The 22,265-nt window shown below is 72.0% G+C and carries 19 protein-coding genes, 2 tRNA genes, 1 other RNA gene and 1 pseudogene; 17 read left to right on the forward strand and 6 right to left on the reverse strand.

Annotation, left to right across the window (positions count from 1 at the left end; translation table 11 throughout):
• Both VKG64_19230 and VKG64_19235 read right to left on the reverse strand, forming a co-directional pair.
• Positions 1-2,058: DEAD/DEAH box helicase (locus VKG64_19230; protein ID HKB27175.1), on the reverse strand; the 2,058-nt coding region annotated here is incomplete at its 3' end.
• Positions 2,059-2,098: 40 nt separating this feature from the next.
• Positions 2,099-2,395, reverse strand: a pseudogene (locus tag VKG64_19235) (ArsC family (seleno)protein).
• A gap of 70 nt (positions 2,396-2,465) precedes the next feature.
• Here VKG64_19235 and VKG64_19240 point away from each other — a divergent pair.
• Complete coding sequence (locus VKG64_19240) at positions 2,466-3,101, forward strand: VanZ family protein (protein ID HKB27176.1); 636 nt, start codon at positions 2,466-2,468, stop codon at positions 3,099-3,101.
• A 108-nt stretch (positions 3,102-3,209) separates the two neighbouring features.
• Here VKG64_19240 and VKG64_19245 read toward each other — a convergent pair whose 3' ends face one another.
• The 3 genes from VKG64_19245 to rlmD are packed head-to-tail and all read right to left on the reverse strand — an operon-like array spanning position 3,210 to position 6,387.
• Positions 3,210-4,118 (reverse strand): ABC transporter permease, encoded by a 909-nt coding sequence (locus VKG64_19245; protein HKB27177.1) that lies wholly within the window; start codon positions 4,116-4,118, stop codon positions 3,210-3,212.
• Entirely contained in the window at positions 4,115-5,032 is a 918-nt protein-coding gene (nikB, locus tag VKG64_19250; GenBank protein HKB27178.1) for a nickel ABC transporter permease, read from the reverse strand. The genes VKG64_19245 and nikB overlap by 4 nt, the downstream gene beginning before the upstream one ends.
• Positions 5,029-6,387 carry a 23S rRNA (uracil(1939)-C(5))-methyltransferase RlmD gene (gene rlmD, locus VKG64_19255; GenBank protein ID HKB27179.1) on the reverse strand — a complete coding sequence of 453 codons (1,359 nt, stop codon included), beginning with the start codon at positions 6,385-6,387 and terminating at the stop codon, positions 5,029-5,031. The genes nikB and rlmD overlap by 4 nt, the downstream gene beginning before the upstream one ends.
• Positions 6,388-6,482: 95 nt before the next feature.
• Here rlmD and VKG64_19260 point away from each other — a divergent pair, with 95 nt between their 5' ends.
• The 8 genes from VKG64_19260 (at position 6,483) to pth (ending at position 12,743) form a co-directional block, all read left to right on the forward strand.
• Positions 6,483-6,950, forward strand: coding sequence for a DUF721 domain-containing protein (locus tag VKG64_19260; GenBank protein ID HKB27180.1), 468 nt, complete (start codon positions 6,483-6,485; stop codon positions 6,948-6,950).
• Entirely contained in the window at positions 6,947-8,701 is a 1,755-nt protein-coding gene (locus tag VKG64_19265; GenBank protein HKB27181.1) for a tetratricopeptide repeat protein, read from the forward strand. Before VKG64_19260 ends, VKG64_19265 begins: the two co-directional genes overlap by 4 nt.
• On the forward strand, positions 8,679-9,434 hold the full coding sequence (locus VKG64_19270; protein HKB27182.1) for a DUF4292 domain-containing protein: 756 nt from the start codon (positions 8,679-8,681) through the stop codon (positions 9,432-9,434). The genes VKG64_19265 and VKG64_19270 overlap by 23 nt, the downstream gene beginning before the upstream one ends.
• 67 nt (positions 9,435-9,501) lie before the next feature.
• A complete protein-coding gene (gene ispE / locus VKG64_19275) occupies positions 9,502-10,362 on the forward strand; it encodes a 4-(cytidine 5'-diphospho)-2-C-methyl-D-erythritol kinase (GenBank protein HKB27183.1) in 861 nt (286 codons plus the stop codon).
• 54 nt (positions 10,363-10,416) lie between these two features.
• A tRNA-Gln gene (locus VKG64_19280) sits at positions 10,417-10,491 on the forward strand.
• 22 nt (positions 10,492-10,513) lie between these two features.
• Positions 10,514-11,458 carry a ribose-phosphate pyrophosphokinase gene (locus VKG64_19285; GenBank protein HKB27184.1) on the forward strand — a complete coding sequence of 315 codons (945 nt, stop codon included), beginning with the start codon at positions 10,514-10,516 and terminating at the stop codon, positions 11,456-11,458.
• A 25-nt stretch (positions 11,459-11,483) separates the two neighbouring features.
• On the forward strand, positions 11,484-12,200 hold the full coding sequence (locus VKG64_19290; GenBank protein HKB27185.1) for a 50S ribosomal protein L25: 717 nt from the start codon (positions 11,484-11,486) through the stop codon (positions 12,198-12,200).
• A 15-nt stretch (positions 12,201-12,215) separates the two neighbouring features.
• Positions 12,216-12,743 (forward strand): aminoacyl-tRNA hydrolase, encoded by a 528-nt coding sequence (pth, locus tag VKG64_19295; protein ID HKB27186.1) that lies wholly within the window; start codon positions 12,216-12,218, stop codon positions 12,741-12,743.
• Between the two features lie 9 nt (positions 12,744-12,752).
• On the opposite strand, the gene VKG64_19300 is transcribed toward pth, so the two are convergent.
• A complete protein-coding gene (locus VKG64_19300; protein HKB27187.1) occupies positions 12,753-13,994 on the reverse strand; it encodes a sodium:proton antiporter in 1,242 nt (413 codons plus the stop codon).
• Positions 13,995-14,124: 130 nt separating this feature from the next.
• On the opposite strand from VKG64_19300, the gene rpsU reads away from it, so the two are divergent.
• From rpsU to rnpB, 8 genes are all read left to right on the forward strand, one after another.
• Positions 14,125-14,319: a 30S ribosomal protein S21 gene (rpsU, locus tag VKG64_19305; protein HKB27188.1), complete on the forward strand. Its 195-nt coding sequence runs from the start codon at positions 14,125-14,127 to the stop codon at positions 14,317-14,319.
• 66 nt (positions 14,320-14,385) lie between these two features.
• On the forward strand, positions 14,386-16,785 hold the full coding sequence (locus tag VKG64_19310) for an endonuclease MutS2 (protein HKB27189.1): 2,400 nt from the start codon (positions 14,386-14,388) through the stop codon (positions 16,783-16,785).
• Positions 16,785-18,668, forward strand: a complete 1,884-nt coding sequence (dnaG, locus tag VKG64_19315; protein ID HKB27190.1) for a DNA primase — start codon at positions 16,785-16,787, stop codon at positions 18,666-18,668. Before VKG64_19310 ends, dnaG begins: the two co-directional genes overlap by 1 nt.
• Positions 18,661-20,508, forward strand: coding sequence for an RNA polymerase sigma factor RpoD (rpoD, locus tag VKG64_19320; protein ID HKB27191.1), 1,848 nt, complete (start codon positions 18,661-18,663; stop codon positions 20,506-20,508). Before dnaG ends, rpoD begins: the two co-directional genes overlap by 8 nt.
• A gap of 19 nt (positions 20,509-20,527) precedes the next feature.
• Positions 20,528-20,602, forward strand: a tRNA-Ile gene (locus VKG64_19325).
• A gap of 13 nt (positions 20,603-20,615) precedes the next feature.
• Positions 20,616-21,329, forward strand: coding sequence for a C4-type zinc ribbon domain-containing protein (locus VKG64_19330; GenBank protein ID HKB27192.1), 714 nt, complete (start codon positions 20,616-20,618; stop codon positions 21,327-21,329).
• A 35-nt stretch (positions 21,330-21,364) separates the two neighbouring features.
• A complete protein-coding gene (gene rnhA, locus VKG64_19335) occupies positions 21,365-21,790 on the forward strand; it encodes a ribonuclease HI (GenBank protein ID HKB27193.1) in 426 nt (141 codons plus the stop codon).
• 124 nt (positions 21,791-21,914) lie between these two features.
• Positions 21,915-22,265: RNase P RNA component class A (rnpB, locus tag VKG64_19340), an RNA gene on the forward strand; the annotation flags it as partial.

The raw sequence follows: 22,265 nt of genomic DNA on the forward strand, positions 1-22,265 counted from the left end.
CGTGTCGCCGAGCCACGAGCCGAGGTCGCGGATGTCGCAGAGGAGGAAGATCGGCGCCAGGTGGTGGAGGAGATACGTCACCGCGCGCAGCCCGTCGATCAGCTCCTCGCGCGAGGGGCTCACGCGCGCGATCGTCTCCGGCGCCACGGTGAGCCACACCGCCGTCGTCTGCATCTCCTGCTGCGGCAGCTCCACCTCGCCCGAGCCGACGTTCTCGAGCGTCCCCAGCTTGATCTTCTTGAAGCCCACGACCTTCTCGGCCACGAGCACCTCGCCCTGCTCGGCGAGGTACGCCGGGCGCGCCTCGTCGGCGAGGCGCTGGAGGATCCAGACACCCTTGGCGCCGATCGCGTCGGTGAAGTAGTCCACCCGGACGCGCTTGACGTAGGCGACCTTCTCCTCGTCCTCGCGGAAGTGGAGCTCCTGCACCTCGTACGGCTCGCTCTCCACGAGGTAGATCGCCTTCGGGTGGATCGTGGCGAACGCGCTCCCCCAGTCCACCTCGGCGATGATCTGGCGCCGCTTGGTCTGCGTCGCGTCGCGCGCCGTCGTGTCGATGACGAGGAAGTTGTCGCTCGTGACGGTGCGGAGCGAGATGTGGTCGGCCGGGTAGGTCTCCGAGGCCCAGTGCCAGTGGGAGCCCGCGTGGTGGAGCACGCCCTCGTCCTCGAGCGCCGCGAGGAAGCGCCGCACGTCCAGCTCCCCGAACGCCTCCGCGTCCGCGATCGGCAGCTCGAATGCGGCGCACTTCAGGTGGTTGACCAGGATGAAGGGGTTGTCGGGATTCACTCGGGCGTGCTCGGGGGGCGTGCCGAAGAGGTAGTCCGGATGCGTGACCATGAACTGGTCGAGCGGCGCGCTGGTCGCGACGAAGACCGCCGCGGAGGAGCCCGACCGACGCCCCGCGCGCCCGGCCTGCTGCCACAGCGAGGCGATGGCGCCGGGGTAGCCGGCGAGCACCGCCACGTCGAGGTGGCCGATGTCGACGCCGAGCTCGAGCGCGTTCGTCGAGACGACGCCGAGCACCTCGCCCTCGCGGAGCCCCTTCTCCACCTCCCGGCGGCGCGTCGGCAGGTAACCGCCGCGGTAGCCGCGGACGATCCCGCTGTCGCCCGTCTTGTCGGCGACGCCCTGCTTGATCGAGGCGAGCAGGACCTCGGTGGCGAGCCGGCTCTGCGCGAACACGATCGTCGCGACCCTCTCGCGGAGGAAGCGCAGTGCGAGCCGCGCCGCCTCGCCGAGGTACGGCGCCCGGATACCGAGCTCCGGGTTCACGACGGGCGGGTTGTAGCAGAGGAACGTCTTGTCGCCCGTCGGCGCGCCGCTCTCCGCGATCTCCTCGACCGGGGCGCCGGTGAGCCGGCGCGCCAGCTCGCCCGGGTTGGCGATGGTCGCCGAAGCCATGATGAACTGCGGTGCTGCGCCGTAATGCCGGCAGATGCGGGCGAGGCGCCGCAGCACGTTGGCGAGGTGCGAGCCGAAGACGCCACGATAGGCGTGGAGCTCGTCGATCACGACGTAACGGAGGTTCTGGAAGAGCGCGGCCCACTTCGTGTGGTGGGGCAGGATCCCGGAGTGGAGCATGTCGGGGTTCGTCAGGACCAGGTTCGCGCGCGCCCGGACGGCGCGGCGCGCGTCCTGGGGCGTGTCGCCGTCGTACGTGAACATCCGCATCTCGGGAAGGCTCTTGGCCAGCGCCTCCAGCTCGGCGAGCTGGTCCTGGGCGAGCGCCTTCGTCGGGAAGAGGTAGAGCACGCGCGCGTCGGGCTGCTGCAGGAGGGACTGCAGCGCGGGGAGGTTGTAGCAGAGGGTCTTGCCCGAGGCGGTCGGCGTGACGACGACGACGTGATGCCCCTTCTCGACCAGCGCCCACGCGCGCGCCTGGTGCGAGTAGAGGTCGTGGATCCCGCGCTGCCGGAGCGCGTCGGCGATGCGCGGATCGAGCGACGGCGGGAAGGGCACCAGGGCCGGAGGGCGGGGGGCGAAGTGACGGGTCGCCGTGATGCACGGTCCCGTCGACGGTGAGGTCAGCAGATCGTCGAGGATCCGGCCGAGCATCGCGCCAACTCTAGCACGGCCGGCGGACCCGGACCGACGACTACTTCAACATTTTCGCGTAGGCCTCGGCGTTGAACCCGACGAGCAGCGTCCGGCCCACCCGGAGCGTCGGCGCCCGGAGCCCTCCGGTCGGCCCCAGCAGGAGCCCGAGCAGCTCCGCCCGGCCCGGCCGCGACGTCGTGAGGTCCACGTGGAGGGCCTTCTGGCCCCGGGCCACCCAGAGGGCGTCCACGTCCTTCGTCACGGCGAGCGCCGCCTCGCCCCTGATCGGCGACTTCCGCGTGTCCACCTGCTCGACCACCGCGATCTTCTGCTTCGCAAGGAACTCTTGCGCCCGGCCACAGGAGTTTCAGCCTTTGCGGTGGTAGCTCCAGTCGACCTTCGGCATGCGCGTATCATAACAGGCGATGCGCCCCGCCCACTGGCTGCCCCCCGTCGCCTGGATGGCGGTGATGTTCTGGGTCTCGACGGACTCGGGGAGCGGCGAGCACACGAGCCGGATCCTGCTGCCGCTGCTCCGCTGGCTCCTGCCGTGGGCGACGCCGGAGGCGCTCGACGCCGCCCACCTGCTCCTGCGCAAGAGCGCGCACGTCACCGAGTACGCGATCCTCGCCGCGCTCTGGTTCCGCGCGTTCCGTCGCGGCCGGAACCTGGCGCCGCGGGTGGCCGCCTGGAGCGCCCTCCTGATCAGCGTCGGCTGGGCGGCGCTCGACGAGTGGCATCAGTCGTTCGTGCCGTCGCGGACCGCCAGCCTCACGGACGCCCTCCTCGACAGTGCGGCCGCGGCGCTCGCCGCGTGGATCGCCGTCCGGGGCTGGCGCGCCGCGCTCGACGGCGCGACGACCGCGCTCCTCTGGCTCGCCGCCGTGGGCGGCGCCGCCGCGCTCGCGCTCGACCGCTGGGCGGGCGCGTCGTCCGGCGCGCTCTGGCTGTCGACGCCCGCCGCCGTCGCTCTGTTGTTTGCGCGCTCTCGACTCCGCCGGAAGCACGACGTCGCCGGGAGCGGGAGGGCGCGGGGGCTGGGGGCGCTCGGAGACCCGTAGCTTCTGGGCGTCGCTCCGGCGCCGACCGCGTCAGCGGGGCCCGCGCTTCAAGAGCTAGCGTGGTCGAGGAGGGCCGCGCGGCCCCGAGCCCTGACGCTCGCGGTGCCGTCAGACGTTGAGGCGCGGGTCGAGCGTGTCGCGCAATCCGTCGCCGAAGAGGTTGATCCCGAGCACGGTGAAGAGGATCGCGAGGCCGGGAAACGTCGCGAGCCACCACGCCGTGGAGATGTAGACGCGGCCGTCGGCCAGCATGCCGCCCCACGTCGGCGTCGGCGGCTGCACGCCGAGGCCGAGGAACGAGAGCGCGGACTCGATCACGATGACGCGCGCCATGTCGAGCGTCGCCACGACCAGCCAGGGCGTGAGCGCGTTCGGCAGGATGTGCCGCAGGAGCACCCGGCCGTCGCGGCTCCCCAGGGCGAGCGCCGCCTGGACGAACTCGCGCTCGCGGAGCGAGAGCACCGAGCTGCGCACGATGCGCGCGTAGACGACCCAGCTCGACACCCCGATCACGACGATGATGACGGGCAGGCTCGGCCCGAGCACGCCGATGACGGCGATCGCGAGCAGGATGAACGGGAAGGCGAGCTGGATGTCGGCGAGCCGCATGAACACGTCGTCGACGCGCCCGCCGAAGTAGCCGGAGAGGAGCCCGACGCTCATGCCGAGCAGCCCCGAGATCGCCACGGCGGCGAACCCGACCATCAGCGCGGGGCGCGCGCCGAAGACGATCCGCGCGAGGATGTCGCGCCCGAGGTGGTCGGTGCCCAGCGCGTGGACCCGCCCCGCGGGGTCCTGCGACCCGGGCGGCGCCAGGCGGTGGGTGATGTCCTGCTCGATCGGGTCCCACCCCACGAGCCACGGCGCGCCGAGCGCCGCGACGAGGACCAGCGCCACGACCACGAGGCCGAAGAGCGCCGTGCGGCGGCGCGCCAGGCGGCGCAGGAACGCGACCCACTCGCGCCGCGCGGGCGCGCGCTCGACGGGCAGCGCGATGGCGCGGGCGGGGACGCTCATCTGAACCGGATCCGCGGGTCGAGGTACGTGTAGAGCATGTCCACGACCAGGTTGACGAGAACGAACGTGGAGGAGAGCAGGAACACCGCGGCCTGCACGACGGGGTAGTCGCGGTTGTAGATCGCCTGCACCGACAGCCGCCCGACGCCCGGCCACGCGAAGATCGTCTCGGTGATCACGGAGCCGCCGAGGAGCGTGCCGAGCTCGATCCCGACGATCGTCACGATCGGGATCGCGGCGTTCTTGAGCGCGTGCTTCCAGATGACGGGCGGGTTCGACACGCCCTTGGCCCGCGCCGTCCGGATGTAGTCCTGGTTCAGCACCTCGAGCATCCCCGAGCGCGTGAGCCGCGTGATGCGCGCGGTGGTGAAGAGCCCGAGCGTGACCGCCGGGAGCACGAGGTGCTCGAGCCCGCCGCGGCCCGAGGACGGCAGCAGGTTGAACTGCACCGAGAACACGAGGATCAGCATGATGCCGAGCCAGAAGGTCGGCATCGACTGGCCGAGGAGCGCGACGACCGTGGACGCGTAGTCGACGAGGGTGTTGCGCCGCACCGCCGACACGATGCCCGCAGGGATCGCGAGCGCGAGCGCGATCAGGAGCGCCGAGCCCGCGAGCTCGAACGTCGCCGGCATCCGCTCGACCACCAGGGCGAAGGCGGGCTCGCCGTGGCGCACCGACTGGCCAAAGTCGCCGCGGAGCGCGCCGCCGAGAAACCGCCCGTACTGGACGAGGAAGGGGTCGTTGAAGCCCATCGCCTCGCGGAAGCGCTCGACGTCCTCCGCGCTCGAGTCCGGCGGCAGCAGCACCAGGGCGGGATCGCCCGTGAGGTAGAGGATGAAGAACACGACGAAGGAGACGCCGAGCAGCACCAGCAGCGACTGGAGCAGCCGGCGTGCGAGGTAGACCCTCATCCGCGCGACAGCCGCGCCACCGCCTCGATGTGCGGCGTCTGCGGGAACATGTCCACGGGCTGGACCCACTCGAGCCGGTACCCGCGGCGAACGAGGTCGCCGAGGTCCCGCGCGAGCGTCGCCGGATTGCACGACACGTAGACGATCCGCGCGGGCCCGAGCGCGGCGAGCGCCAAGAGCGCCTTCGGGTGGAAGCCGGCCCGGGGCGGATCGGCGACGACGACCTCCGCGCGCACGCCGTCCCGGACGAGGGTCGGCAGCACGTGACGCACCTCGCCGGCGAGAAAGGTGCAGTTCTCGATCCCGTTCGCGCGCGCGTTGCGCACGGCGTCGGCGACCGCGGCGGCCGCGACCTCGATCCCGTACACCCAGCGGCAGCGGCGCGCGAGGAGGAGGCTGATCGCGCCGGTGCCCGAGTAGAGGTCCAGCGCCGTCTCGCCGCCGGCGAGCGCGCACGCCTCGTCGACCACGCCGAACAGGCGCTCGGCCTGCACGGTGTTGGTCTGGAAGAACGAACCCGCCGACACCTGGAACGTGAGCCCGCCGAGCGACTCGCGGATGTGGTCGCGCCCGACGAGCAGGTGCTCCTCCGTCCCGACGGCGACCGACGCCTTCTTGGCGTTGACGTTCAGCACGACGCTCGCCGTCGCGGGCACGCGCGCGCGGAGGCGCTCGGCGATGGGCCCGAGCGCCTCGACGTCGGGCGCCGAGGCCACGATGTTGACCATCGCCTCACCGGTGCGGCGCCCCTCGCGGAGCGACACGAACCGGAGGAGCCCCTGCCCGGACGCCTGGTCGTACACGGAGAGCGTGCGCGTCTCGCGGCGGAGCCCGTCGAGCAGCCGGTTCATCGTCTCCGACTGCAGGAGGCAGCGCTCGATGTCGAGGACGACGTCGTAGCGGTCGGCCTCGTGCAGGCCCACGACGGGCGCGCCCGCCGCCTCCGCGACGGTGAACTCCATCTTGTTGCGGTAGCCGTACGGCTCGGGCGCCGCCAGGATCGGGCGGAGCTCGAACGCGCCGAGGCCGCCCAGGCGCTCGAGGCAGTCGCGCACCTGCTTCGCCTTGAACGCGAGCTGCGCCGGGTACGCGACGTGCTGGAGCCGGCAGCCGCCGCAGCGCCCGAAGTAGGGGCACGGCGCCTCGACCCGGTCCGGCGAGGGGGTCTCGACCGCCTCGATCGCGGCCCGGCCGAAGCGCGAGCGGGACTCGTCGAGCTTCACGCGGAGGCGGTCGCCCGGCACGCCCCCGCGCACGAAGACGACGTAGCCGTCCACCCGCCCGACGCCCTCGCCACCGAACGCGAGGTCGTCGATCGTGAGCTCGAGCGAGTCGCCGCGGCGCGGTTTCGCCATGACCGAGGCCACTATAAAGGACTTCGACGCCCGGAGCCACCGGGCGCGCACGGTTACTCGCGGCTCTCGCAACAACAAGGTATGATAGTGAATCCATGAGGGCCCGAGCGCCGCGCGCCGTCGCCGACCTGCTCGCCACCGCCGTCCCCGGGCTCCGCGAGCGGCTGCTCGAGGTGGACGTGCGCCGCGCGTGGTCCGCGGTCGTCGGCGCCGACCTCGCGCGGCGATCGCAGCCCCAGTCGCTCTCCGGCGGATGTCTCACCGTGGCCGTGGACAACTCGCCCTGGCTCCAGGAGCTGACGCTGCGCTCGGGTGAGCTCGCCGAGCGCCTGCGCGGGCGGTTTCCGGAGATCCGCTCGCTGCGCTTGGTCCTCGGCACGCTCGGAGCACCCGAGGGCCGGCCGCGGGAGCGCGCGCGGGCGGCCGTCCCGCTCGACGCCGCCGCCCGGCGCGCGATCGACGACGCGGCCGCCGCCATCCCGGACGAGACGCTCGCGGCCGCCGCGCGGCGCCTCCTGACGAAGGCCTGGCGGTTCCCGCGGGAGCGAGGTGCAGCCCGATGATCCGGCGTCTGCTCGGCCGAGTGGGCGTGGTCCTGGCGGGCTCGGCGCTCGCCGCGTGCGCGACGGGCGGGGCGGCGATCAGCCCGGGCGAAGATCTGGCGCGGTCGGCGCCGCTGCCGCCGGACCCGCAGGGCGAGGCGTACTACCACTTCTCCGTCGCGCAGATGGCCGCGCAGGGCGGGCGCTTCCACGACGCGATCCCCGCCGTCCGCGAGGCGATCAAGCGCGACCCGACGTCGTCTTTTCTCTGGACGACGCTCGCCCAGTGGCTCGTCCGCACCGAGCAATACGACGAGGCCGTCGCGGCCGCCCGGCGCGCGATCGAGCTCTCGCCGGGCCAGGCCGCCCCGCACCTGACGCTCGCCGAGCTCCTGCGCGCCCAGAAGAAATACGAGGAGGCGGAGGCGGAGATCGAGAAGGTCATCGTGCTCAACCCGGACGCCGAGGATCCCTACCTGATGCTCGCGCGCTACCAGGTCGAGCAGAAGGCGTACGAGCGCGCGCGCAAGACGCTGCTCCGCCTCGTGGCGAAGCAGCCGCGCCAGGCGCAGGCGCGCTTCCTGCTCGGCCGCCTCGCGATCGAGACCGAGAGCTGGGACGAGGCCATCACGGAGCTGCAGGCCGCGGTGGACCTCGACCCCAACCACGACGGCGCCTGGACCGCGCTCGGCTACGTGTACGAGACTCGGCGCAAGGGCGAAGAGGCCGTCGAGATCTACCGGCGCGCGGCGAAGTCGAACCCGGACAACCCGGCGTTCGTCGAGCGCCTCGGCGACCTCCTCATCCGGCTCGGCCGCTTCAAGGAGGCGCAGGAGGAGATCGAGGCCCTCGCCGAGGTCGTCCCCCGCGACGCGCGCGTCTGGATGAAGCTCGGCGCCGTCTTTTACGAGCAGAAGCTCTGGGACAAGGCCGCCGACGCCTTCCGGCGGGCGGTCGCGCTCGAGCCCTCGAACCTCCGGGCGCGCTACTTCCTCGCCACGACCTACATGGACGCGGGCAAGGACGCCGAGGCGCGCGCCGAGCTCGAGCGCATCCTCCGCGTGGACCCGCGCTCGATCGACGCGCGCGTGCAGCTCGGGTTCCTCCTCGGCCGGACGAAGCACTTCGACGAGGCGATCGCGATCCTCCGCGAGGCGGTGAACATCGAGCCGAAGCGGCCGGAGCTCTTCCTCTACCTCGGCAGCGCCTACTTCCGCGCCAAGCAGTACGAGCGCGCGATCGAGGCCCTCCAGGAGGGCCTCACGCTCGACGAGAAGAACAAGGACCTCCACTTCCAGCTCGGCGTCGTCTACGAAAAGCAGACCAAGTTCGACGACGCCGTGCGCGCGTTCCGCCACGTGATCACGCTCGATCCCAAGCACGCCGAGGCCTACAACTACGTCGGGTACATGTACGCCGAGAAGGGCCAGAACCTCGACGAGGCGGTCCAGCTCATCAACAAGGCGCTGGCCCTCGAGCCCGAGAACGGCTACTTCATCGACAGCCTGGGGTGGGCGTACTACCAGCAGGGCCGTTACCCCGAGGCGCTGACGGAGCTCAAGCGCGCCGTCGAGAAGGCGAAGGAGCCCGACCCGGTCATCTACGACCACCTCGGCGACGCCTACTTGAAGAACGGCCTGCAGGACGAGGCCCTCACCGCGTGGGAGAAGGCCCTCCAGCTCGACCCGGCCCTCGACGGGGTCAAGAAGAAGATCGAAGACCTCAAGGACCGCGCGCGTCGGGTCAAGGGTGACCCCAAGGCGGCTCGGTAGCCTTCTCCTCGTCGCGCTCACCCTCGCCGGCGGCTGCGCGAGCGCGCCGCCGGCACGGCCGGTGTCCGCCGACGCCCGACACGCGCTCGACCTCCTCGACGAGCGCTGGCGCGAGTTCGCCGACCTCCGCGCCCTCGCCGACGTCTCCGTCCAGAAGGGCGGCGAGCGCCAGCGCCTCACGGGCGTGCTCCTCATCCGCGGCCCCGCCTCGCTGCGCCTCGAGGCGCTCTCGCCGTTCGGCCAGCCCTACCTCCTCGTCGTCGTCCACGAGGGCCGGCTCACGGCCTACGACGCGGCGAAGAACGAGGCGCTGGTCGGCCCGGCGACCGCCGAGACGATCGCCGGCGTGCTCGGCCTGCCGCTCGAGCCCGAGGACCTGGTCGCGGTGCTCGCCGGCCGCGCGGCGCCGCCCCGGGACCTGCGCGTCGCGGAGCTCTTGCCGCCCGACGGCGCCGGGCCGTCGCTCGACCTCATCGGCGGCGCCCAGCGCCGGCGCGTGTGGCTCGATCTCCAGACCGGCGAGGTGAGCCGGGTGGAGATCGGTGGGCGCATGTCCGTCGTGCTCACCTACCATCGCGACGGCAACACCCCACGCGGCTTCGACTTCAGCGCCGGCCGCGACTACGTGACCGGCTCCGTGATCTACCGGAACGTCGTGCTCGGCGCCGGCATCGATCCCGAACGCTTCACGCTCACGCTCCCGAAAGGGGCGAAAATACAGCGCATCCGTTGAAAGGCGCGCTCCGTGCGTGCTAATGTCTAGTCCCTTGTCGAAGCGGTCGGGGGGAGTCCGTCGGCTCGTGCTCAGCGCCGCGGCCAAGATCAACCTGGCCCTCGAGGTGCTGGGCAAGCGGTCCGACGGATATCACGAGATCGCCACGGTCCTGCAGGCCGTGGACCTCTCCGACCGGCTGGTGCTCGAGGACGCCGAGGTCCTGGAGCTCCACGCGAGCGCTCCCGCGGTGCCGTCCGACGGGACGAACCTGGCCCTCCGGGCGGCGCGGGCGCTGCGCGAGGCGGCGGGGACCGAGCGGGGCGTGCGGATCACGCTCGACAAGCGCATCCCGGTCGCCGCGGGGCTCGGCGGCGGCTCGACGGACGCCGCGGCGGCGCTCGTGGGCCTGAACCGCCTCTGGGGGCTCCGGTGGCCGGCGGCGCGGCTTGCGGAGGTCGCGGTCACGCTCGGGATGGACGTCCCGTTCTTCCTGCGCGGCGGCGCGGCGCTCGGGACGGGGCGCGGCGAGCGGCTCGAGCCCGTGACGTGCGGCGCGCTCGCACTGGTGCTCGTGCACCCGCGCGTCGGCGCGAGCACGGCGGAGATCTATGGGAGGGTGACCCCCGGGATGTATTCTGACGGCAGCCGCGCGCGCCGCATGGTGGCGGCGCTCCGGAGCCGGCGCCCGGCGACGATCGCCCAGAGCCTCTACAATGGGCTCGAGGGCGTGGCGGCGGCGCGGCATCCAGCCGTCGGTCAGATGGAGGCCGCGCTCCTCGCGGCCGGGGCGCTCGGGGCGGCGATGTCGGGAAGCGGGCTCACGGTGTTTGGCGTGGCGCGCTCGCTCGACCACGCGCGCCAGATCCGGGTGCGGGTGGCGCGGGCCTCGTGGGAGTGCTGGGCCGTGCGGACCCTGACGGGCCCGGCCATTCGTGTGAGGGGGTAGTGCGAGCCGCAAGCCGTTCGACGGCCGAGGGGAGCGGTTCAATGGTTCGGACACTGGGGCGTGGCCAAGCGGCAAGGCGCGGGACTTTGGATCCCGTATTCGGAGGTTCGAATCCTCCCGCCCCAACCATGCCTTTGAGCGAGGGTCGACGATGAGCTACGAGCTGAAGCTCTTCACGGGGAACGCGAACCGGCCGCTGGCCGAGGAGATCGCCCAGTACCTGCACGTGCCCATGGGCGACGCGGAGGTCTCGCGCTTCTCGGACGGCGAGGTCTACGTGCAGATCAACGAGAACGTCCGCGGCACGGACGTGTTCCTGATCCAACCGACGTGCCCGCCCGTGAACGACACGCTCATGGAGCTCCTGATCATGATCGACGCGGTCAAGCGCGCCTCGGCCCACCGGATCACGGCGGTGCTCCCCTACTACGGCTACGCGCGCCAGGACCGCAAGGTCCAGGGGCGCATGCCGATCAGCGCCAAGCTCGTCGCCGACCTGCTGGAGGCGGCGGGCGTCGACCGCGTGCTCGCGCTCGACCTGCACGCCGGCCAGATCCAGGGATTCTTCAAGGTCCCGGTGGACCACCTCTTCGCGGGCCCGGTCGTGATGATCGACTATCTCCGCAAGAAGGAGCTCCACGAGCCGGTCATCGTCGCCCCCGACGCGGGCGGTGTGGAGCGGGCGCGCGCGATCGCCAAGCGGCTCAACGCCGGCCTCGCCATCGTCGACAAGCGGCGCGAGGGCCCGAACTCCGCGGTCGCGATGCACCTGATCGGTGAGGTCCAGGGGTGCGACGCCGTCGTCATCGACGACATGGTCGACACCGCCGGCACGCTCGTCCAGGCCGTCGACGCGCTCGCGCGCGAGGGCGCGCGGCGCATCCTCGCCTGCGGCGTCCACGCGGTCCTGTCCGGCCCGGCGATCGACCGCATCATCGCGTCGCCGCTCGAGGAGGTCGTCGTCACCAACTCGATCCCCCTCGCCGAGGACAAGCGCGCGGCGGCGCGCATCACCGTCCTGAGCGTCGCGCCGCTGCTCGGCGAGGCGATCCGCCGCATCCACGACGAGGAATCCGTTTCGACCCTGTTCGTCTGAGCCCGACCCGGGAGGGAGTCGCACGATGGAGAGGCAGGAGCTGACGATCAAGCGGCGCGAGGCGACCGGCAAGCAGGCCGCCAAGCGCCTGCGCCGCGCGGGCGAGGTGCCCGCGGTCCTCTACGGCGGCGCCAGGCCGGAGGCGGTCACGGTGGACCCGAAGGCGGTCCTCCGGATGATCCACGGCCGCGAGGGCACCACGCAGCTGCTCACGCTCAAGGTGGACGGCGAGCAGGCCGGCGGAGCGCGGCTGGCGATCATCCGTGACCTCCAGTTCGACCCGGTCAGCGAGAGCCTGCTGCACGTGGACCTGCAGGAGGTCTCCGCCGACCGCGCGATCACGGTGCGGGTCGCCATCCGCACCGTGGGCGAGGCCGCGGGGGTGAAGGACCAGAACGGCATCCTCAACATCGTGCTCCACGAGCTCGACGTGTCCTGCCTGCCGACCGCGATCCCCGAGCGCATCGACGCCGACGTCACGGCGCTGATGATCGGCAACGTGCTGACCGTGGCGAGCCTCCAGGCGCCCGCGGGCGTGCGGATCCTCACGCCCGCCAACCAGGCGGTCGCGACGGTGGTGCCGCCGATGGCCGAGGAGGCGCCGGTGGCGGCGGCCGAGGTGGCGGCGGTGGTCACCGAGCCCGAGGTCCTCACGGAGCGCAAGCCGAAGGAAGCGGAGGCGGCGCCCGAGGAGGGCAAGAAGGCCCCGAAGAAGCCCGAGAAGGCCGAGAAGGAGAAGTAGCGGAGCCCCGCGCGCGTGGCCCACGCCGTGGTGGGGCTCGGGAACCCCGGAGCGGAGTACCGGGACACTCGCCACAACGTGGGCCAGCGCGTCGCCGATCTGCTCGCGAAGAGGCTCAAGAAGTCGTTCCGCCGCGACGGCCCCTCGCTGGTCGCGCGCGCCCGGTGGCGCGGCGAGCCCCTCTACCTGGTCAAGCCGCAGAGCTTCATGAACGTGAGCGGCCCGGTGGTCGCCCGGACGCTCGGCCGCCTCCGCGTCACGCCCGACGGGGTCGTGCTCGTCTACGACGACATCGACCTGCCGCTCGGCACCGTACGGGTCCGCATGAAGGGCAGCGCGGGCGGCCACAACGGGGTGCGCTCGGTCCTCGAGGCGCTCGGCACCCAGGAGATCCGGCGCGTGAAGGTCGGCATCGGCCGCCCCGCGACCCGCGACCAGGTCACCGACCACGTCCTCGAGCCGTTTGACCCCGACGAGCACGACGCCGTCGAGGCCGCCGTCGCCGAGGCCGCCGAGCGCGTCCTGGCGCTCGTGTCTGACTAGGACCTCGGCTCAGAAGAAGAGGAGCGTCACGAGGACGAACAGCGGCAGCAGCACGAGGCCGCTGTAGAGCATGTAGCCGAGGAAGCTCGGCATCCGGACGCCCTGTTCCTCGGCGATCGACTTCACCATGAAGTTCGGCGCGTTGCCGATGTAGGAGTTGGCGCCCATCGCCACCGAGCCGACGCTGATCGCGACCAGGATCGCCTCCGGGACGCCGACGATCTCCGCCGGGAGGCGAAGCCCCTGGCCGAGCGCCAGGAACGCGAGGTACGTCGGCGCGTTGTCGAGGACCGACGAGAGCAATCCCGACGCCCAGAAGAACTGCCACGGCGCGCGAACGCCGAGCTCGCCGCCCCGCAGGCGCAGGAGCTCGAGCGCCGGAATCATCGTGAGGAAGATCCCGAAAAAGATGACCGCCACCTCGACGATCGGAGACCAGGTGAAGCCGTTGGCGCGCCGCACCTCGCGCGGCGTCAGCCAGAGGGAGGCGCCCGCGAGGCCGAGGATGGCGGCCTCGCGCCACGGGGCGTGCAGGAACGCGACGGCGAGGACCATGCCCGCGAGCCCGAGCGCGTTGAGCGCCCCCCGAATGCGGAGCGGAGCGACCCGCGCGCGGTCGCGGCGGAGCGCCGCCAGGGGCTCGCGCGCGTACTCCCGCGTGTCCCACACGAGATAGAGGACGAGGAGCAGACCCACCATGAGAGCCCACTGCCGCCACAGGCCGAAGGTCCACGCGAAGGGCACGCCCTGCAGGTAGCCGAGGAAGAGCGGCGGGTCGCCGAGCGGCGTGAGCATGCCGCCGATGTTGGAGACCAGGAAGATGAAGAAGATGACGGTGTGCTTGACGCGCGTCCGCTCGCGATTGGTCTGAAGCAGCGGGCGGACGAGGAGCATCGAGGCGCCCGTCGTGCCCACAAACGAGGCGAGGACCGAGCCCGCGGCGAGGAAGCCCGTGTTGGTGAGCGGCGTCGCGACGAGGTCGCCGCGGAGCAGGATCCCGCCCGAGATCACGAAGAGGCCGGCCAGAAGGAGAATGAACGAGACGTACTCCTCGCCCATCGAGAGGAGCGCGCCGGGCCGGCGGACGGCGTAGAGCGCGAGGATCGGCAGGCCGAGCACGAGGGAGACCGCGAGCTTGTTGCGGTTCGACGCCCACCACGAGGGCGCCCGCAGCGGGCAGAGCGCGATCGCGAGCAGCATCGCGACGAACGGCAGGACGGCGGCGACGGGCGGTGGGCCCGCGGCGGTCACGGTCGAGCGTCCCCCCTGGGTCCGGGATCGGGTCGGACCAGTGTAGCAGCCCGCGCTCGATTGCCCCTGCCCCACCCGCGTGGTATATAGTTGATGTTTATCCAGCGGTCGCGGCCCGGAGGGGAGCGGAGTGACCAAGGTCGTCGTCGAGCCCGACGAGAGCGTCGAGAGCGCGCTCAAGCGCTTCAAGAAGCAGTGCGAAAAGACCGGGCTCCTGTCGGAGTTCAAGAAACGCCAACACTACGAGAAGCCCAGCGTCCGGCGGAAGCGCAAAGCCCTCGCCGCTCGCAAGAAGGCCCAGCGGCGCGAACGGATGTCCGATTAGCCGCTACACTCCCAGTGGCACCGCCGGCACTCCCGCGATCCGGGCCGGGAGCGAATGAGGCGTAGGGTGGAGGCAGGTCACATCTGGGAGCGCGGCACCGAGTGGAACGCGGTGCGCGCGCTCCTGGCTCACGAAGCACAGACCGAGATGGGTCGGGAACGGGCGACGGACGCGACCCCTCTCACCGAGCCCTCCGCCGTCCAGGCCGCCCTCGAGCTGACGCACCAGGCCCGGCTGGCGATCGCGACCTCGGGTTCCCTTCCCCTCGACGGCGTCCCCGACATCCGCTCCCTCCTCGATCGGTGCCGCACCGCGGGGAGCGTTCTCGAGGGCGCCGAGCTGATCCAGATCCTCCCCGTGGTGGACGCGGCGCCGCGGCTCGCCGCGTACGGACGCTCCGTCCGCGCCGCGAGCCCCGACCTCGCCAAGCTGACCGACGACCTGCCCCGGCTGCCCGCGCTCGCCGACCGCCTGCGCGGGGCGCTCGACGGCGCCGGCGCGGTCACCGACGACGCGAGCCCGGCGCTCCGGCGCCTGCGGCGCGAGATCCGCGAGCGGCGACGGCGCGTCGCCGGGGAGCTCGAGCGCGCGCTCCAGGCGGAGGGCGCCGACCGGCTCTTCACCGACCGCTACGTGACGCTCCGCCACGGGCGCTACGTCCTGCCCGTCCGCGCCGAGGCGCGCGGGCGCGTCCGGGGCATCGTCCACGACCGCTCGCAGAGCGGCCAGACGCTCTTCGTCGAGCCCGCCGAGGTCGTCGAGGCGAACAACGACCTCGTCCAGGCCGTCCGCGAGGAGGAGCACGAGACCGCCCGCATCCTCGCCGAGCTGACCGCCGCCGTGCGCGAGCACGCCGACGACCTCGCGCGGCTCGTCGAGGCGATCGGTGAGCTCGACTGGGTCTTCGCGCGGGCCGCGGCCGCCGATCGCATGGGCGCCACGATGCCCGCGCTCGACGCCGACCGCACGGTCGCGCTCCGGAGCGCGCGCCACCCCCTGCTCCTCGCCCAGAGCTGGCGCGACCCGGCCCGGCCCGTCGTCCCCGTGGACATCGAGCTCGACGCCGAGCGGCCGCTCCTCGTCATCACCGGACCGAACGCCGGCGGCAAGACGATCGCGCTGAAGACCGCGGCGCTCCTCGCGCTCATGACGCAGGTCGGCTGCCACGTGCCCGCCGACGAAGGCTCGCGGCTGCCGGTCTTCACCGACGTCCACGCGATCGTCGGCGACGAGCAGTCCGTGGCCGAGAACCTCTCGACGTTCTCGGCCTTCGTCAAGCAGGTCCGCGAGGTCCTCGAGACGGCGGGCGAGCGCTCCCTGGTGCTCCTCGACGAGCTCGGCGCCGGGACCGACCCCGACGAGGGCGCGGCGCTCGCCCTGGCGATCCTCGAGACGCTCGCCGAGCGCGGCGCGCTCGTGATCGCCACGACCCACCTCGAGCCCCTCAAGGCCTTCGCCGCGACGCATCCGCGGGCGAAGAACGCGGCGGTCGAGTTCGACACCGCGACGCTCGCCCCGACCTTCCGGCTGCGCTACGGCCACCCGGGAAGGAGCTACGCGCTCGCGATCGCGGGCCGGCTCGGCCTGGCGCCCGAGCTGATCGCGCGCGCCGAGGCGCACCGCTCGCAGGACGCCGCGCGCATGAGCGAGCTGATCGCGTGGCTCGACGAGCACACGCGCTGCGAGGCCGAGCGCACGATCGCGCTCGAGCGCCGCGAGAGCGAGACCGCCGCGCGCCTCGCCGCCGCCCGCGAGGCGGAAGCCGACGCCCGGCGGAAGGCGAAGACGCTCCTCGAGCGCGCGAAGGCGGAGGCGACGGCGCTCCTGACCGAGGTCCGCCGGGCGCTGGCGTCCGAGTGGGACCGGTTGAAGCGCGCCGAGCGCTCCCGCGGGACGCTCGCCGCGGCGCGGCAGCGCGTGCGAGAGGTCGCGGCGCGGGTCGAGGCGCTCGCGCCGCCCGCCGGGCCGCCGGCCGAGGCGCCCGCGCGGCTCGCGCCGGGGGCGACGGTCGCGGCGGAGCATCTCGGAATCCACGGCGAGCTGGTCTCGATCGCCGGAAGCACGGCGACCGTCAGGTCCGGCTCGATCACCGTGCGCGTCCCCTTGGAGGCGTTGCGGCCGGCGGCGCCGAACACGAATGCGAATCGGCGGGGGGAGGGGGCGCCCTCCGTGCGAGCGTCGTTCCGAGCAAAGGAGCCCGCCCCGTCTCCCCGCCCCATCGCGCCTGAGATCCTGCTGCTCGGACGCACGACCGACGAGGCGCGCGACGCCGTCGAGCAGTACCTCGACGACGCGTTCCTCGCGGGGCTGCCCGCGGTCCGGCTCGTGCACGGCAAGGGCTCGGGCGCGCTCCGGAAGGCCGTGCGTGATCTCCTGGCGGCGCACCCCCTCGTCGAGTCGTTCCGCGACGGCGAGCCCTCCGAGGGCGGCACGGGCGCCACCGTGGCCGCGCTGAAAGTCTCCTGATGGCGTCCTACTCCCAGGCCGTGCTCGACGACATCCGCGCGGCCGTGGACGTGGTCGATCTCGTCAACCGCTACGTGAACTTGAGGAAGGCCGGCGCCAACTGGAAGGGTCTCTGCCCCTTCCACGCGGAGAAGACGCCGTCCTTCATGGTCAACCCCAAGAAGGGCATCTTCCACTGCTTCGGCTGCGGCGTGGGCGGCGACGTCTTCGGCTTCCTCATGCGCCAGGACAAGCTCTCCTTCCCCGAGGCCGTCCGCGCGCTCGCCAAGCAGGCGGGCACCGCGCTGCCGGAGGACCGCGGCGGGGCGGCCGGCGACGGCGGCCGCGAGGAGCTCTTCCGGGTGATGGGGCTCGCCGCGCGCTTCTACGCGGAGCACCTCTGGACGTCGGCCGGCGAGCGGGCGCGCGCGTACCTCGCCGGGCGGGGAATCGATCCCGAGGTCGCGAAGCGCTTCGGCCTCGGGTACGCCCCCGAGGCCTGGGACGCGCTGCTGAATTTCATGCGGGGCGAGCAGGTCGCCGAGGAGGCGCTCGTCACGACGGGCCTCGCGGTCCAGCGCGAGAACCGCTCCGGCGTCTACGATCGCTTTCGCGGCCGGCTCCTCTTCGCGATCCGCGACCTCCAGGGGCGCGTCGTCGCCTTCGGGGGGCGCGCCTTCGGTGACGAGCAGCCCAAGTACCTGAACTCGCCCGAGACACCGCTCTACACCAAGGGCAACCTCCTCTACGCCGCCGACCTCGCCCGTCCCGCGATCCAGACGAAGAACCGCGCGCTCCTCGTCGAGGGCTACGTGGACTGCCTCATGGCCCACCAGCACGGCTTCGGCGAGACGGTCGCGGCGCTCGGCACCGCCTTCACGAGAGTCCAGCTCTCGCTCCTGAAGCGCTACTGCGACGACGCGGTGCTCTTCTTCGACGCCGACGCGGCCGGCCGCAAGGCGGCCGAGCGCGCCGAGGAGCTGCTCGAGCCGACGGGGAGCGGCATCGCGTGGGCGGTCAACCGCACCGGCGCGTTCGAGGGCGCGGCCGCGCTCCGCCTGCGCGTGGCGCTGCTCCCCTCCGGCGACGACCCCGACACCTTCTTGAGGGCGCAGGGCGCGCCGGCCTTCGAGGAGCGGATCACGGCGGCGCGGAGCCTCCTCGCGTACGCGCTCGACCGCGCGCTCACGGATCCCGAGGGGGCCACCGGTGCCCGCGCGCGGACCAACGCCTTCGCCCGCGCCGCGCTGCTGCTCGCGAAGGTGGGCGACGCGCAGGAGGCGGCCACGCTTTCGCGCGAGGCCGCCGGCCGGCTCGGCGTGGACCCGACCCAGCTCTGGATCGAGGCTCAGCGGCTCCAGACCGCCCTCCGGAAACCTCCGGTCCCCGCCCCCGCGCGCTCGAGCCCGCTCGCCTCGGCGCCGCCGCCGGTCGAGCGCGACCTCGTCGCGCTGCTGCTCCACGCGCCCGAGGCGCGCCCGGCGCTCCTGCCGATGCTCGTCGAGGCCGAGGACCTCGCGCACGGCGGGCTCCGCGCGATCGTGGCGACGCTCAAGCTGCGGCCCGACGCGCCGGCGGAGAGCCTCATGACCGACGTCCCGACCGACGAGGCGCGCTCGGTCCTCGCCGCGCTCCTCGTGGAGGAGTTCCTCCCGGTTGACGTCCGGGTTAGCATCGAACAGTTTCGGCGGCGCCTCGAGCGGAGCCAGCGGCTCCGGCGGGCGCGCGAGGTGAGTCAGTCCATCGCCGACGTGCAGGCCAGGACCGGCGCGACGGCGCCGGTGACCGACGAGCTGCGGGCGCTCCACCACGAGAGCGCCGCGCTCTACGGGATCACGGGCGGTGTGGCCCAGACGCTCGACACGGGACGCGCCGGTCCCCAAGGAGCCGAGACGCATGAGTGACGAGCCGAAGCTCGAGGAGCTGGATCGGCTGATCACGATGGGGAAGCAGAAAGGCTTCCTCACGTACGACGAGGTCAACGACGCCCTGCCGTCCGACATCGTCTCGCTCGACCAGCTCGACGACATCATGATGATGTTCGGCGCCATGGACATCGAGGTCGTCGACTCGGCCAAGGCGGGCCGGCTCCCCTCCGAGGTGGGACGCGAGCGCCAGCCGCAGCGGGCCGAGGAGGCGGACGACGACGGGCCGCCCGAGCCGATCGATCTGACGCCGGGCCCCGTCGGGCGCACCGAGGATCCGGTCCGGCTCTACCTCCGCGAGATGGGTCGGGTCGCACTCCTCACGCGTGAGGGCGAGATCGCGCTCGCCAAGCGCATCGAGGAGGGCAAGAACCAGGTCGCCGTCGCGATCCTCTCGACCAACCTCGCGCTCGAGCGCTTCCGCGAGCTGCGCGAGCAGCTCAAGCGGACCGACATCTCCGTCAAGGAGGTCGTGGACGTCAACGAGGAGGAGTTCACCGAGGAGAAGGAGATCGAGCTGACGCGCCAGGTCGTCGCCGCCTTCGCCACCGTGGACCGGCTCCTCCGCGAGCGCGACCGGTTCGTCGCGCAGGCCCGGCGGCTCCGCGCCAAGACCGGCGGCCGGAAGAAGACGAAGAAGGGCAAAGAACCGGCCTGGCGCAGGCTCGACGCCCAGGCCCACCAGCGCCAGCAAAAGGTCCTCGACAACCTCCGCAAGCTCAACATCGGCAACCAGATCATCGACCGCGAAGACCTCGACCCCGCCCGCCGCGGCCTCGTCCAGCGCCTGCGCGACCTGCTCGACGACGTCGAGCGCGCGGAGCGGGTCATCCACCTCTGGACCAACGGGCGCCGCCCGTCGCCGGAGGAGGTGCAGAACCTCATCTACGTCTCCTTCCGCGACCCCGGCGCCGGTGGCAACGGCCCGCTCGCCGACCTTCATCTGAGGGCCGCGAAGAAGTTCCCGTCCCCGAAGCAGCAGCAGATCTGGGTCGCCCAGCAGGAGATCAAGCTCGCGGAGCACCGCGCCAACGCCAAGGCCGACGAGATCAAGCGCGTCATGGCGATCATCAAGCAGGGCCAGGTGAGGGCGGCGCAGGCGAAGAAGGAGATGGTGGAGGCGAACCTCCGCCTCGTCATCTCGATCGCCAAGAAGTACACGAACCGCGGCCTGCAGTTCCTCGACCTCATCCAGGAAGGCAACATCGGCCTGATGAAGGCCGTGGACAAGTTCGAGTATCGCCGCGGCTACAAGTTCTCGACGTACGCGACCTGGTGGATCCGCCAGGCGATCACCCGGGCCATCGCCGACCAGGCGCGGACCATCCGCATCCCCGTGCACATGATCGAGACGATCAACAAGCTCATCCGGACCTCGCGCCAGCTCGTGCAGGAGCTCGGCCGCGAGCCCACCCCGGAGGAGATCGCGTCGAAGATGGACGTGCCGGTGGACAAGGTCCGGAAGGTGCTAAAGATCGCGCAGGAGCCGATCTCGCTCGAGACGCCGATCGGCGAGGAGGAGGACAGCCACCTCGGCGATTTTATCGAGGACAAGCAGGTGGTCTCGCCCGTGGAGTCGATCATCGGCCTGTCGCTGCGCGAGCAGACGAACAAGGTGCTCAACACGCTGACGCCGCGCGAGGAGAAAGTGCTGCGCCTCCGGTTCGGCCTCTCCGACGGCTGCGAGCACACCCTCGAGGAGGTCGGCCAGGACTTCGCGGTCACCCGCGAGCGCATCCGCCAGATCGAGGCCAAGGCGCTGCGCAAGCTCCGGCACCCGTCCCGCTCGAAGAAGCTCCGGAGCTTCCTGGAGACCTGAGCGGCTATCATGGCGCCGAGGGCCCATAGCTCAATGGCAGAGCAGCCGGCTCATAACCGGTTAGATCTTGGTTCGAGTCCAGGTGGGCCCACCATCTTGGGGAGATCGTGGATTCCCAGCTGCTGACGCTGATCGACCTGCAGGCGCGCGACACGCGGCTCGCCGCGCTCGAGGCCGAGGCCGCGCGGCTGCCGAAGCAGATAGAGGCGATCCACACCACCCTCGCCGAAGCCAAGAAGGCCCTCGACGCCCTGAAGACGAAGATCGACATCACGAAGAAGGACCTCCGCACGAAGGAAAAGGACCTCGAGGTCGTCACCGCCAAGCGGCAGAAGTCCGAGGCGCGCCTCTGGGAGGTCAAGAACAACACCGAGTACTCCGCCGTCCTCGCCGAGATCGAGGCGATCAAGCAGGAGAAGGGCAAGGGCGAGGAGGAGATCCTCGCCCTCATGGAGCTCCAGGAGAAGCTCGCCGTGGACGTCCACGAGGCCGAGGCGCAGTGGAACCGCCGCGAGACGCAGGCCCAGCAGGACGAGACGGTCGTCCGGCGCAAGCTCGCCCAGGTCGAGCAGGAGCTGGCCATCGTCCGGACCGAGCGCGAGTCGCGCGCCCGCGAGCTCCCCCGCCCGCTCCTCGCCGACTACGAGAAGATCCTGAAGGCGCGCGCCGGCGTCGCGATCGTCGCCGTGAACAGCGCCGCCGTCTGCGGCGGCTGCCGCGTCTCGATCCGGCCGCAGGCGATCCAGGAGCTGAAGGCCGCGAGCAACCTGATGCTCTGCGAGAGCTGCGGCCGCTACCTCTACTGGCAGGAGCCCGCCTGACGGCTCGGGCCGCGAAGCCCTCCCCGCTCCCCGACATCACGCTCTACACGGACGGCGCCTGCACGGGGAACCCGGGGCCCGGCGGCTGGGCGGCGATCATCCTCGACGGCGGCGCCGAGCGCGTGGTCTCGGGCGCCGCGCCCCACTCGACGAACCAGCGCATGGAGCTCACCGCCGTCGCCGAGGGCCTCGCCGCGATCCCGGGCCGCCGGCGCGTCCACGTCCACTCGGACAGCGCCTACATCGTGAACTGCTTCCGCGAGGGCTGGTGGGAGCGCTGGGAGCGGACCGGCTGGAAGAACAGCCAGAAGCAGCCCGTCGCGAACCGCGACCTCTGGGAGCGGCTCCTGGCCGAGACGCGCCGCCACGACGTCGTCTGGCACAAGGTGCGCGGCCACAGCGGCGACCCGTTGAACGAGCGCGCGGACGCGCTCGCGCGCGAGGCCATCCAGACGCTGTGAGTCTGGAAGGAGCATCCCGAATACGGACCGAAGAATGCCCTGAGCTACTGGCGGGACGCGCTCGCAAGAGATGAAGAGGTCTGAGCCCCTGGCGGCGCCGGCGCGCTATACTTGACGTCGCGCCAGAGAAGGCTGGACGGTCGCCGGCCGCGGCAACGCGGCGGGAGGAAAGTCCGGGCTCCGCAGGGCAGGGTGCTGGGTAACGCCCAGGGGGGGCAACCCCACGGACCAGTGCCACAGAAAACAGACCGCCGCCCGCGAGGGCGGTAAGGGTGAAACGGTGAGGTAAGAGCTCACCAGCGGCGCGGGTGACCGCGCCGGCTAGGCAAACCCCACCCGGAGCAAGGCCAAATAGGGGAGCGATGGCGTGGCCCGCGCCGCTCCCGGGTTAGGCCGCTGGAGACGCCGGGTAACCGGCGTCCTAGAGAAATGACCGTCGGGAGCCGGCAACGGCTCCGACAGGACCCGGCTTACA

This window comes from Candidatus Methylomirabilota bacterium (assembly GCA_035260325.1).
Lineage (GTDB): Bacteria > Methylomirabilota > Methylomirabilia > Rokubacteriales > CSP1-6 > AR19.

Bases quoted from the DNA above. Each gene is read 5' to 3' on its own strand.
- VKG64_19240 (HKB27176.1), top strand. From the start codon at position 2,466: ATGCGCCCCGCCCACTGGCTGCCCCCCGTCGCCTGGATGGCGGTGATG.
- VKG64_19245 (HKB27177.1), bottom strand. From the start codon at position 4,118: ATGAGCGTCCCCGCCCGCGCCATCGCGCTGCCCGTCGAGCGCGCGCCC.
- nikB (HKB27178.1), bottom strand. From the start codon at position 5,032: ATGAGGGTCTACCTCGCACGCCGGCTGCTCCAGTCGCTGCTGGTGCTG.
- rlmD (HKB27179.1), bottom strand. From the start codon at position 6,387: ATGGCGAAACCGCGCCGCGGCGACTCGCTCGAGCTCACGATCGACGAC.
- VKG64_19260 (HKB27180.1), top strand. From the start codon at position 6,483: ATGAGGGCCCGAGCGCCGCGCGCCGTCGCCGACCTGCTCGCCACCGCC.
- VKG64_19265 (HKB27181.1), top strand. From the start codon at position 6,947: ATGATCCGGCGTCTGCTCGGCCGAGTGGGCGTGGTCCTGGCGGGCTCG.
- VKG64_19285 (HKB27184.1), top strand. From the start codon at position 10,514: ATGAGCTACGAGCTGAAGCTCTTCACGGGGAACGCGAACCGGCCGCTG.
- VKG64_19290 (HKB27185.1), top strand. From the start codon at position 11,484: ATGGAGAGGCAGGAGCTGACGATCAAGCGGCGCGAGGCGACCGGCAAG.
- dnaG (HKB27190.1), top strand. From the start codon at position 16,785: ATGGCGTCCTACTCCCAGGCCGTGCTCGACGACATCCGCGCGGCCGTG.
- rpoD (HKB27191.1), top strand. From the start codon at position 18,661: ATGAGTGACGAGCCGAAGCTCGAGGAGCTGGATCGGCTGATCACGATG.